This is a genomic window from Streptomyces sp. Go-475 (genome assembly GCF_003330845.1).
Lineage (GTDB): Bacteria > Actinomycetota > Actinomycetes > Streptomycetales > Streptomycetaceae > Streptomyces.
This window is the reverse complement of sequence record NZ_CP026121.1, coordinates 4,317,901-4,329,673: the sequence shown is the minus strand read 5'-3', so window position 1 is coordinate 4,329,673 and position 11,773 is coordinate 4,317,901. Positions and strand designations below refer to the sequence as shown.

The window sequence follows — 11,773 nt, the reverse complement described above, 5'->3', positions numbered from 1 at the left end:
AGGCACCGTGGACTTCACCTTCACCGAGGAGCAGCAGGCGGCGGCCGAGGCGGCGAAGGGCGTGTTCGCCGGGGTCGCCCCCGACGCCGTGCCGAGCCCGGCCCTCACCCGGGGCGCCGTCGCCGACACGTACGACCACGCCCTGTGGGCCCGGCTCGCCGACGCGGACCTGCTGAGCCTGCTGCTCGACGCCGAGTACGGCGGCGCCGGCCTGGACGCCATCGCGCTCTGCCTGGTGCTGCGGGAGTCGGCCCGGGTGCTGGCCAGGGTGCCGCTGCTGGAGAGCAGCGCGGCAGCGGCGGCCGTGCAGGCCTACGGCGGTGACGAGGCGAAGGCTGCCCTCCTCGCCCGGGCCGGCCGGGGCGAGACCGTGCTGACCGTCGCCGCGCACGGCCGCACCGGCCACGACCCGGCCGAGCTGGCCGTGACGGCGCGGCGGGAGGACGGGGACTGGGTGCTGGACGGTGTGCAGACGGCGGTGCCGTGGGCGTACGACGCCGACGTCACGGTCGTCCCCGCGCACACCGGGACCGGCCGCAGCGTGCTGGCCCTGGTTCCGCGCGGGCAGCAGGGCGCCGTCCTCGCCGAGCAGTTCTCCACCAGCGGCGAGCGGCTCGCCGAGCTGCGGCTGGAGTCGGCGCGCCTCGCCGCCCGGGACGTGATCGACGCCGACGGGGCCTGGGAGTGGCTGCGGGACCTGCTGGCCACCGGGACGTGCGCGCTGGCGCTCGGGCTCGGGGAGCGCGTGTTGCGGATGACCGGGGAGTACACGAGCAAGCGGGAGCAGTTCGGCTTCCCCCTCGCGACCTTCCAGGCCGTCGCCGTGCAGGCCGCCGACCGGTACATCGACCTGCGCGCGATGGAGGCCACGCTGTGGCAGGCGGCGTGGCGGATCGCCTCGGGGGCACCGGGCGCGCTGCCCGCCGCCGGGGACGTCGCCGTCGCCAAGATCTGGGCGGCGGAGGGCGTACGCCGGGTCGTGCAGACCGCGCAGCATCTGCACGGCGGGTTCGGCGCCGACGTCGACTACCCGCTGCACCGCTATCACGCCTGGGCCAAGCACCTGGAGCTGTCACTCGGCCCGGCGGCGGCCCACGAGGAGACCCTGGGCGACCTGCTGGCCGCCCATCCCCTGACCTGACCGCCCGGGCGCGAGCGCCGGTGACCAGGCGCCGGACGACAGGGCCTAGAGGACGAACCCCGGCTGCCCGTCGTCCGTCACCACGGGACGGCCCGCCGCCTCCCACACCTGCATGCCGCCGTCGACGTTCACCGCGTCGATGCCCTGCTGGGCCAGGTACATCGTGACCTGCGCGGACCGGCCGCCGGAGCGGCAGATCACATGCACCCGGCCGTCCTGCGGGGCGGCCTCGGTCAGCTCGCCGTACCGGGCGACGAACTCGCTGATGGGGATGTGCAGCGCGCCTTCGGCGTGACCGGCCTTCCACTCGTCGTCCTCGCGGACGTCCAGCAGGAAGTCGCCGTCCTTGAGGTCCGCGACCGCGACCGTGGGCACACCAGCTCCAAAACTCATGTGTCCGACGCTACCGGAACGCCCGGTGGGACGGCCGGGACGCGGCTCAGCCCTCACCGAGCAGCGCGGCCAGCTCCCTCTCGCGGTCGGCGAGCTGGCTGAGCAGCCCCTGCCCGATCTCGTCCAGGAGACGGTCCGGGTCGTCCGGGGCCAGCTGGAGCATGTGGCCTATCGCGCTCTCCTCCAGTTCCCGGGCGAGCAGGGCGAGCAGCTCCTTGCGCTGGGCGAGCCACTCGAGGCGGGCGTACAGCTCCTCGGCGCGGCTCGGGCCCCGCTTCAGCTCGGGTCCCTTGGCCCACTCCTCGGCGAGTTCGCGCAGCTCCGCCTCGTCGCCCCGGGCGTAGGCGGCGTTGACGCGGGTGATGAACTCCTCGCGCCGCTCGCGCTCCTTCTCCTCCTGGGCCAGGTCCGGGTGGGCCTTGCGGGCCAGGTCGCGGTAGAGCTTGCGGGCCTCTTCGCTGGGGCGGACCCGCTGCGGGGGCCGGACCGCCTGGTCCGTGAGCATCGCCACGGCTTCGGGGAACAGGCCGCTGTCGTCCATCCAGCCGTGCAGCAGCTCCTCGACGCCGGGGATCGGCGCGAGCCGCGCCCTGGCCTCCTCCGCCCGGCGCCGGTCCTCGGGGTCGCCGCTGCGGGCGGCCCTGGCCTCCAGGATCCGGGCGTCCAGTTCCTCGAGCCGGGCGTACAGCGGGCCCAGCTTCTGCTCGTGCAGCCGGGAGAAGTTCTCGACCTCGACGCGGAAGGTCTCCACGGCGATCTCGTACTCGATCAGCGCCTGCTCGGCGGCCCGCACGGCCCGCTCCAGCCGTGCCTCGGGGCGGGCGGCGTCGCCACCGTCCTGCTCAGCTTCGGGGGTCGTCACCCGACCAGCGTAGGCCACGGGCGGACCGCCCCCGTGCCCCTGCCCTCCGTGAGCCCAGTCCCCTCCGGCCCGGGACGGGAGGCACCCGGACCGGCACAGCCGAGCACCACCCGACCCACCCACGGTGCCGACCCGCACACCATGCCGTGCCGACCGCCCACCATGCCGACCCACCAACCTCGCCGACCCGCACGCCGTCCCGTGCCCGCACACGGTGCCGGGCCACCAACCGCGCCGACCACACACGGTGCCGACCCACCAACCTCGCCGACCCGCACGCCGTCCCGTGCCCGCACACGGTGCCGGGCCACCAACCGCGCCGACCACCCACCATCCCGCGCCGCCCCGCACACGGTGCCGACCCGCCCGCCATCCCGGCCCGAGCGGCACGACCGCCCCCGGCTGGGCCGGACGCGCGGTCCCCGCCCCGCTACACCCCCAGTTCCGCCGCGAGCTTCCCCGCCCGTACGCCCGCCACCAGCTCCGCGTGGTCCGCCTCGGTGCGGTCCGCGTAGGCCACGGCGAACGCCGCCATCGCCTCGTCCAGTTCCTCGCTCTTGCCGCAGTACCCGGCGACGAGGCGGGGGTCGGCGCTGTGGGAGTGGGCCCGGGCCAGGAGGGCGCCGGTCATCCGGCCGTAGTCGTCTATCTGGTCGGCGGCCAGGGCGGCCGGGTCGACGCTGCCCTTGCGGTTGCGGAACTGGCGGACCTGGAAGGGGTGCCCGTCGACCGTCGTCCAGCCCAGCAGCATGTCGCTGACGACCTGCATCCGCTTCTGGCCGAGCACGACCCGCCGCCCCTCGTGGCCGGCCTCCGGCGCCTCGAAACCGGCGGTCACCAGATGCGGCACCAACGCCGACGCCCGCGCCTCCTTGACCTGGAGCACCAGCGGCTCACCCCGGTGGTCCAGGAGCAGCACGACGTAGGACCGGGTGCCGACGCTGCCGGTGCCGACGACGCGGAACGCCACGTCGTGCACCGCGTGCCGGGCGAGGAGGGGGAGGCGGTCCTCGGGCAGCGTGCCGACGTACTCCTCCAGGGACCCCGCGACCGCCGCGGCCTCCTCGTCCGGGACGCGCCGCAGCACCGGCGGGGCGTCGACGAAGCGGCGCCCGCCGCCCTCGACGGCCTCGGTCGACTTGGCCGCGAAGCGCCCGCTGGTGTTGTGCCGGGCCTTCTCGGAGACCCGCTCCAGCGTGCCGAGCAGGTCATGGGCGTCCGTGTGGGAGACGAGTTCCTCGTCCGCGATGGCGTTCCACGCGTCCAGCACCGGCAGTTTGGCCAGCAGTCGCATGGTGCGACGGTAGGCGCCCACCGCGTCGTACGCCGCCTTGCGGCACCGGTCCTCGTCGGCTCCCGCCTCCCGGCCCGCGAGCACCAGGGAGGCCGCGAGGCGCTTGAGGTCCCATTCCCAGGGGCCGCGCACCGTCTCGTCGAAGTCGTTCAGATCGATGACGAGGCCGCCGCGCGCGTCGCCGTACAGGCCGAAATTGGCCGCATGGGCGTCGCCGCAGATCTGGGCCCGGATCCTGGTCATGGGCGTGCGCGCCAGGTCGTAGGCCATGAGTCCCGCGGCGCCGCGCAGGAACGCGAAGGGGGTGGCGGCCATGCGGCCGACCCGGATCGGCGTGAGCTCGGGCAGTCGGCCGCGGCCCGACTCCTCGACGGCGCTCACCGCGTCGGGCCGGGACGCGTCCAGGTCGAGCGTGGCGTGCGCGTGGCGCGGGACGCGCCTGCGCAGGGCCTTGCCCTCCTCCTTGGGCGAGCCCTCGACCGGCCACTCGGCGAAGCCCCGCACCCGGGGCAGCCGACGCCCCGTCCCGTTCCCGGTCTCGTCCTCAGCCCTGGTCATACCGACCGCCTCCCCCGCACGCGCACGAACATCAACTCGTGCCGACCGTACAACCGGCGGCCGAAACGCGTCAGACCCTGTGGACAACTCCACACCTGTGGACAACCGGTGTCAGCGCGAGAGCCGCTTCGCCCCGGAAGCCCGGCCCGCGAGGAGGCCGGCCCTCACGCCCCCGACGAAGCCTGCGCCGGCACAACCGGCCCCTGCTCCGCCCGTCCCGGCTTTGCCCGACCCGGCGCCGCGCGACCCTGCTCCGCCCGCCCCTGCTCCGCCCGCCCCGGCTCCGCCCGACCCTCGTCCGCCCGACCCGGCTCGATCCGCCCCTGGGCGAGCACCCGCTCGGCCCGGCCCACCGAGATGTCGAGACGGGCCAGGACCGCGGGAACCGTGATGCTCGGCAGGAAGTGTTCGAACATCACGACGACACGGCGCTCCAGATCCTGCCGCTGGCAGCGCAGCTGGGACAGCAGCTGCACCCCCGAGAAGCTGCCCACCAGCAGCTCCGCCGTCTCCGCCACGTCGACGTGCGGCAGCAGTTCACCCCGCGCCTTCGCCTCCGCGAGCCGCTGCACGTTCTGGTCGAACCACATGCGGAAGGCCGCCGCACGGTCGAGGTCCATGGCCCCCTGGTCGAGGGCGAGCCCCACACTGGCCCGCACCAGCGGCTCGGACCGCAGCCGCCGGGCCAGTACCAGGCCGGAGTCGACGAGTTCCTGGAGCTTGCTGGACTGCGGCGGGAGCGTGATCGCGAGCTGTTCCTCGAACACCCCGACCGCGAGCTCCTCCTTGGAGCCGAAGTGGAAGTACAGCGCGCCCTTGGTGACGCCGGCCCGGTCCAGGATCTCCCCGATGGTCGCCGAGGTGTAGCCGCGTTCGTCGAAGACGGCCGCCGCCGCCTCCAGGATGGTCCGCCGGGTGCGGATCGCGCGCTCCTGTCGCGCCATCGGGTGCCTCCCTGATCTCCGTCGATCCCTGTGAAGTCGCTGTGCAGCGAGGGCGCGAGAGCCTGTCCCGGCAGCCTGGCCCACCCTTTGAAAAAAACCGGCTCGTCCGTATCTTAGTCAGACGCCGACCGCAGCCAGGCAGCCGATCCTGGGGATTCTCATGCCGCAGACAGGACCTTTAAGCGCACTCACGGACGATCAGACCGGACGAGAGGGCCGTCCGGCAAACAGAACCGTTGCGGCCGTCGAGAACGCGCCACAACACCCCACACCCCACACGCCGGTCATCACAACACCCGCACCGGCATCTGCATCCGCCACCACAGGCACCACCACAGGCACCACCGCCACCACCGTCACCAAGGAACTCGCCCACCGCACCACCGACACGGACGTCTTCCCCAAGCGGTGGAGCAGAATCTCCGACACGCGCTTCCGTTTCACCGCGCACTGGCCGGCCGCCCACCCCTTCTTCGGCCCCGTGGACGACCGCCACCAGGACCCGATGGTCGTGGGCGAAACGTTGCGGCAGGCCTCGATGGTGCTCGCGCACGCCGAGTTCGGCGCCCCGGCCGACACCCACTTCGTCATGTGGGACCTGACGGTCTCCACCGACCCGTCCGCGCTGCTGCTGTCGGACGCGGCCGAACCGGTCGAGATCGACGTCGTGTGCTCCGAGATCCGCCGCCGCGGCCGCGGCCTGGCGAGCATGCGGACCACGATGGAGTTCCGCCGCGCCGGGCGCTTCGTCGCGCGGGGCACGGGCAGCACCGGCTGCACCTCCCCGCTCGCCTACCGCCGCCTGCGGGGACAGCAGTTGGCCGAAGTGGGCACCCCTGTTCCGCTGCTGCCGGGCATCGCGCCGGAACTCGCCGGCCGCTCCCGCGCCGAGGACGTCGTCCTCGCCCCCGCCGACCGCCCCGGCGTCTGGCTGCTGCGCGTGGACACCGGCCACCCGGTCCTCTTCCCCCGGCCCAACGACCACGTTCCCGGCATGGTCCTGTTCGAGGCAGCCCGCCAGGCCGCGGCCGCCGCGTCCGGTCAACGCCCCTTCCGGCCCCGCACGATGACGGCCGACTTCGCCCGGTACGCCGAACTGCGCAGCCCGTGCCTGCTGGAGACGGAGCTGCTCGACGAGGACCCGGAGGAAGTGACCGTACGCGTGTCGGGACGGCAGGACGGCGAGGCCGTCTTCACCGCCACGCTGACCTCCGCGCGGACGGCGGAGGTACGGTCCCCGTCGTGACGGTCACCTTTCTGATCACCGGCGCGAGCGGTTTCGTCGGCAGCCGCGCGGTCGCCGCGGCCCGTAGCCGTCCCGGCGTCCGGGTGCGGACGCTGTCCCGGCGCGCGGGGACCGGGAACGACACCGTCCACGGCGACCTGTCCGACCCGGCCTCGCTGCGCGGCGCGTGCGCGGACACCGACGTCCTGGTGCACTGCGCCACCCGGATCGGCGGCGACGCCGAGACCGCCGAGGCCGTCAACGACCGGGGCACCAGGGCCCTGGTCGAAGAGGCCGTGCGCGCCGGGGTGCGCCGGATCGTGTACGTGAGCACGGCCGCCGTCTACGGCCGGGGACCCTTCCGCGGCGTACGCCCCGGCGAGGTGCCGATCGCGCCCGCGTCGGCCACCAGCCGCACCCGGGCCGCCGCCGAACAGCACGTTCTCGGCGCGGGCGGCATGGTGCTGCGGCCGCACCTGGTGTACGGCGAGGGCGACCGGTGGGTCGTCCCCGGACTGGTCCGGCTGCTGCGGGAGTTGTCGGCGACCGTGACCGGCTGCACGGCGCTCCAGTCGATGATCGACGTCGACACCCTGGGCCGCGCGGCCGTGGCCGCGGCGCTGTCCCCGGCGCACGCCGACGGCGCGCACCACGTCGGCCACCCCGAGCCGGTGACGGTTCCGGAGCTGCTCGGGGCCGTGCGCGAGCACCTGGGGGAGCCCGGCGGCGGTGCGGCGGTGGACGTAGCCACCGCCCTTGACCGGGCCGCCGGGTCGCCGCTCGCCCTCCATCACCTCGGCATGCTCACCGTCGACCACTGGTTCGTGGACGACGCCTTCTGGAAGGACCTCGACTGCTCCCCCGGCGAGGGCTTCGCGGCCGGATTCAGGCGCGCGGCCCCCTGGTACCGCTCGTTCCTGCGCGAGCTGCCGGCTACCTGATCGCCTGCGCCCCCGACTCCGCCTGCGTCTCCTCCGGGCGCGGGCCCGTGTCCCGGCCGTGCAGCAGCACGGGCAACGACTCGTGCCCCGTGGAGATGATCGACCGGAGCCGCCTCGGCGGACGGGACGGATCGGCCAGGGCCAGCCGCGGGAAGCGGTCGAACAGGGACGTCAGGGCCGCCGTCGCCTCGGCCATGGCCAGGGGCCGGCCCAGGCAGTGGTGGACGCCGTGGCCGAAGGAGATGTGGTCGCTCCTGCTGGCGCGGGTGACGTCGAACCGGTCGGCGTCCGGGCCGTGCCGCTCGGGGTCGCGTCCGGCACCGGCGAAGGACACGACCACCGGGTCGCCCTTCGGGATCGTGAGGCCCGGCTCGATCTCGATGTCCTCGACGGCGTAGCGCAGGCCCGACATGGCGCCCGGCGCCTCGTACCGCAGCGACTCCTCGATGGCGTCCTCCCAGGACACCTGCCCGGAGCGGACGAGTTCGAGCTGCTCCGGGTGGGCGAGCAGGCTGTGCACGGTGTTGTCGATGAGGTTGACGGTCGTCTCGAAGCCCGCCGTGAGCAGCAGGATCAGATTGTCCATCAACTCCTGTTCGCTGAGGTGGCCTTCGTCGCGGGCGGCGATGAGCGCGGTCGTCAGGTCGTCGGCCGGGTGCGCGCGCTTGTCCTGGAGGAACGCGGTCAGCGTGGCGTAGAGCTCGACGGCGTTGGCCTGGGCGTCCTCCAGGGAGATCGCCGTGTCGAAGAAGCCGTTGATGATGCGGTAGAGCGCGGCCCGCGGACCGTCCTCGCCGTGCGGTACGCCGAAGAGTTCGCACACCACCTCGTGCGGCACCGGCGCCGCGAACGCCGCCCGCAGGTCGACGACTTCGCCCTTCGGGACCTGCTCCAGGTCGTCCAGGGCACGGTCGACGATCTCCTGGACGCGCGGCAGGAGGGCGTCGACGCGGCGCTTGGTGAAGGCAGCGGCCATCGGCTTGCGCAGCCGGCTGTGGTCGGCGCCGTAGGCGGTGACCATGTTGCGCACGGAGACCCAGATGGCGAGCGGCCAGGTGCGGGAGATGTCCCCGTTGATCCAGGCCGGCCAGTGCTGGTAGGCGTCCTTGCTCGTCTCGGGACCGGCCAGGAGCCGCTTGTTCAGCTCCAGGCCGTTGATCCACCACGCCCTGACGCCGCCGGGGAGTTCCACCTCCACGGCCGGGCCCTGGGCACGGATCCGGGATATCTCGTCGTAGAGGTCCTGGCCGGACGGGTCGACCGCCAGGAAGGGGCAGGCCTGCTGTGCCATGACTCATCGCTCCTTGGTCCAGAGGCTGGGAGACCATGGTGCGATCCGGGCGGGGAGAAAACTTGGCATCCGGTTTGTTTTGGCCATCACTTCACACACTGTCGGCCACGAGAGGGGGAGCCGGAGTGTCGCTACCGCAGCGCGAGCCCCGCCGTGCCGGTCTCCTCCCGATCTGGCTCCGCGCCCGGATCCGCCTCGAAGTCCACGTCCTCCGGCCCGGTGCCCGCCGGGTCCAGCGCGCCGGCCAGGTGCGGCGCCGCCACGCACGGCAGGAGCAGCTGCCACAGGTCGGTCAACGAGGGCCGCGCGAGCCACCCTTGGTCCTCCCGGGCCAGCACCTCGATGCCGGTCGTGGCGGCGAGGACGACGGCGCTGGTGCGGTGCGGCGGCACACCGGCGGCGAGTTCGCCCCGCCGCTCCGCCTCGGCCAGCAGCTCGTGCACGCACTCCCGCCACTCCCGGCGCAGGTCGCGCACCCGCCCGTCGACCGCCTCGGCGTTGAGGCGTAACCCCGCCCGCACCACGACGTCGGCGCACAGCAGCCGGGCGACCTGGTGGGTGACGTCGACCAGGCGCTGCAGGGCGCACCCGTCCCCGCCGCGGCCCCGGCGCCCGATCCGGCGCAGTGCCAGGGCGGCGGCGTCCTCGACGGCCTCCGCCACGGCGGCCTTGTTCACGAAGTGGAAGTGCAGCGCGCCGGAGCTGACGCCGGCCCCCGCGCTGATCTCCGCGAGACTGGCCCGGACGTACCCCCGTGCCTCGAACTGTTCGGCCGCCGACCGGATCAGCGCGAGGCGGGTCCGGACGGCCCGGTCCTGTTTGGTCACCCGTGGCTCCCCTGCAGGGCTCTGATGGCGACGCAATGAAACCAACTCGCTGGTTTTTGCACAACGCGCCCGCCGCCCCGTCCGGGCCAGGGCCCTTCTGATGGATCTCCGTGGGAGAAGGAGCGGCGTTCGGTGCGTGCGAGCGGCGTGCGGGGAGCGGGTGTGCCGGGCGTCGCGACGCCGCGGAGATCCATCAGAAGGGCCCTAGGCCCGCAGATACGCGAGCACGGCCAGGACCCGGCGGTGGGTGTCGTCCGCCGGCGGCAGGTCCAGCTTGGTGAGGATGCCGGAGACGTGCTTGCCCACGGCCGCCTCGGAGACGACCAGTTCCCGGGCGATCGCCCCGTTCGACCTGCCCTGCGCGATCAGCGCCAGCACCTCCCGCTCGCGCGGCGTGAGCCGCTCCAGCGGGTCGCGGCGGCGGCGCAGCAACTGCCGTACCACCTCGGGGTCGACGACCGTGCCGCCGTCCGCGACCTCGCCGAGCGCCGCCACGAACTCCTCGACCTGGCCGACGCGGTCCTTGAGCAGGTAGCCGACGCCCGTGCCGTCGCCGGAGTCCAGCAGCTCGGCGGCGTACCGGCGCTGCACGTACTGGCTGAGGACCAGGACGGGCAGCGTGGGCCGCTCCCCGCGCAGCCGCACGGCCGCGTGCAGGCCCTCGTCCTGGAAGCCGGGCGGCATCCGCACGTCCGTCACCACCACGTCGGGCCCGTGTTCCCCGACGGCGGCCACCAGCGCCTCGGCGTCCCCGACGGCCGCGACGACCTCGTGCCCGCAGCGTTCGAGCAGCCCGACGAGCCCGTCCCGCAGCAGCACGCTGTCCTCGGCCAGGACGACGCGCAGCGGCCGGTCAACTCGCAGGCTCACAAGGGATCTCCACACGCAGCAGGGTCGGCCCGCCGGGCGGGCTGGACAGGGAGAGTCTGCCATCGAGCACCGACACCCGGTCGGCGAGTCCGGTCAGCCCGCTGCCCGCCCCGGCCCGGGCACCGCCGCGCCCGTCGTCGCGGACCTGCAGGAACAGCCGGCCCTCGCGGTGACCGCCGCTCACCTCGGCCCGGCTCGCCCCGCTGTGCTTGCCGACGTTGGCGAGCGCCTCGCACACCACGAAGTACGCCGCCGCCTCGACCGCTTCGGAGAGCCGCCCGGGCAGCTCCAGGTCGACGTCGACGGGTACGGCCGAGCGGTCGGCGGCGTCGGCGACGGCCGCTTCGAGGCCGTAGTCGGCGAGGACCTTGGGATAGATGCCCTGGATCAGCTCGCGCAGCTCCGCGAGGGCCGCGCCCGCCTCCTCGTGCGCCTTGGCGAGCTGCTCGGCGAGCGGGCCGGGCGGGGCGTCCAGCCGGGCCAGGCCGAGCGTCATCGTCAGGGCGACGAGCCGCTGCTGCGCCCCGTCGTGCAGATCGCGCTCGATCCGCCGCCGCTCCGCCTCGAAGGCGTCCACCAACCGCAGCCGGGACCGGCTCAGTTCGATCACCCTGGCCCCCAGGTCGGCCTCGCGCGGGGCGACCAGCAGCCGGGCCAGCCCCGCCCGGGCCCCCGCGACGACGCCCAGCAGGTAGGCGCCCAGGGCCAGCAGGACCAGCCCCAGCACGGCGCACCCGGCGGCGGCCGGCCAGGTGCTGACGAGCCACACCTTGAGCACCTTCGCCTCGCCGTTCACGGCCAGCAGCACCGGAGTCGCCACCACGGTGAGCGGCCCCAGCAGGAAGACGGCGAACGCGAGGGCGTCGACCGGCCACAGCAGCCCCGCGAAGAGCAGCGCGTGGCCCAGCTCCCGCCAGGTGGCGCGCTCCCGCAGCCGCGTCGCCAGCCAGGGCCGCAGCCCCGGCTCCCCGGGCGGCTCGTGCGCGTCGGACGCCGGCTCCCTGTCGACCAGCCGCAGCCGGAGCCGCTCCACCGCCGCCACGGGAATGCCCGCCAGGGCCGTCCCGAGCAGCAGCGGCAGCCCCACCAGCGCGAGCGCGAGCACCCCGCCGGCCGCCGCCGACACCACGATCCCGACGAGCACGACGACGCCGGTCACCGCGCCGGTGAGCAGGTAACCGGCCGACCGCAAGGGCCACGCCGACAGCAGATAGCCGGGGCGGCGCAGGGCCTGCCACACGTTCCGAGGGTGCATGGGGATCACCGTAGGAGCCCCCCGCAGCCCTGGCCATGGGCCCAGAGGGAGGCTCAGGGGTAGGCCTGGCCCTACCCCACATCTAGGCCCCGCCGCACTGCGCCGACCCACCCCCACCCGGTTTCGTGGAAGCCACACCGACACCAGGTGAAGCCACATCCACACCAGGTGA

The 11,773-nt window shown here is 74.2% G+C and carries 11 protein-coding genes; 3 read left to right on the top strand and 8 right to left on the bottom strand.

The window, feature by feature from the left end:
- Positions 1-7 precede the first annotated feature (7 nt).
- Positions 8-1,141, top strand: a complete 1,134-nt coding sequence (locus C1703_RS20030) for an acyl-CoA dehydrogenase family protein (protein ID WP_114254163.1) — start codon at positions 8-10, stop codon at positions 1,139-1,141.
- 45 nt (positions 1,142-1,186) lie between these two features.
- Here C1703_RS20030 and C1703_RS20025 read toward each other — a convergent pair whose 3' ends face one another.
- The 4 genes from C1703_RS20025 to C1703_RS20005 form a co-directional block, all read right to left on the bottom strand.
- Positions 1,187-1,516: a rhodanese-like domain-containing protein gene (locus C1703_RS20025; protein WP_114254162.1), complete on the bottom strand. Its 330-nt coding sequence runs from the start codon at positions 1,514-1,516 to the stop codon at positions 1,187-1,189.
- Positions 1,517-1,580: 64 nt separating this feature from the next.
- Positions 1,581-2,396, bottom strand: a complete 816-nt coding sequence (locus tag C1703_RS20020; RefSeq protein ID WP_114257507.1) for a hypothetical protein — start codon at positions 2,394-2,396, stop codon at positions 1,581-1,583.
- Positions 2,397-2,826: 430 nt separating this feature from the next.
- Positions 2,827-4,248 carry a DUF2252 domain-containing protein gene (locus C1703_RS20015; RefSeq protein WP_114254161.1) on the bottom strand — a complete coding sequence of 474 codons (1,422 nt, stop codon included), beginning with the start codon at positions 4,246-4,248 and terminating at the stop codon, positions 2,827-2,829.
- Between the two features lie 164 nt (positions 4,249-4,412).
- On the bottom strand, positions 4,413-5,192 hold the full coding sequence (locus tag C1703_RS20005) for a ScbR family autoregulator-binding transcription factor (RefSeq protein ID WP_232840535.1): 780 nt from the start codon (positions 5,190-5,192) through the stop codon (positions 4,413-4,415).
- Between the two features lie 160 nt (positions 5,193-5,352).
- On the opposite strand from C1703_RS20005, the gene C1703_RS20000 reads away from it, so the two are divergent.
- Positions 5,353-6,438, top strand: coding sequence for a ScbA/BarX family gamma-butyrolactone biosynthesis protein (locus C1703_RS20000; RefSeq protein ID WP_114254160.1), 1,086 nt, complete (start codon positions 5,353-5,355; stop codon positions 6,436-6,438).
- Complete coding sequence (locus tag C1703_RS19995) at positions 6,435-7,358, top strand: NAD-dependent epimerase/dehydratase family protein (RefSeq protein ID WP_114254159.1); 924 nt, start codon at positions 6,435-6,437, stop codon at positions 7,356-7,358. The genes C1703_RS20000 and C1703_RS19995 overlap by 4 nt, the downstream gene beginning before the upstream one ends.
- Here the strand turns inward: C1703_RS19995 and C1703_RS19990 are convergent.
- The 4 genes from C1703_RS19990 to C1703_RS19975 all read right to left on the bottom strand — a co-directional run bounded on the left by C1703_RS19990 (position 7,351) and on the right by C1703_RS19975 (position 11,601).
- The gene (locus tag C1703_RS19990; protein ID WP_114254158.1) at positions 7,351-8,649 is read right to left on the bottom strand and encodes a cytochrome P450; all 1,299 of its coding nucleotides are present in this window, start codon (positions 8,647-8,649) and stop codon (positions 7,351-7,353) included. The two genes, C1703_RS19995 and C1703_RS19990, sit on opposite strands and share 8 nt — an antisense overlap.
- 131 nt (positions 8,650-8,780) lie before the next feature.
- Positions 8,781-9,476: a ScbR family autoregulator-binding transcription factor gene (locus C1703_RS19985; RefSeq protein ID WP_114254157.1), complete on the bottom strand. Its 696-nt coding sequence runs from the start codon at positions 9,474-9,476 to the stop codon at positions 8,781-8,783.
- A gap of 204 nt (positions 9,477-9,680) precedes the next feature.
- Positions 9,681-10,340, bottom strand: a complete 660-nt coding sequence (locus tag C1703_RS19980) for a response regulator transcription factor (RefSeq protein WP_198678431.1) — start codon at positions 10,338-10,340, stop codon at positions 9,681-9,683.
- Positions 10,330-11,601 (bottom strand): sensor histidine kinase, encoded by a 1,272-nt coding sequence (locus C1703_RS19975; RefSeq protein ID WP_198678223.1) that lies wholly within the window; start codon positions 11,599-11,601, stop codon positions 10,330-10,332. Before C1703_RS19975 ends, C1703_RS19980 begins: the two co-directional genes overlap by 11 nt.
- Positions 11,602-11,773: the final 172 nt, after the last annotated feature.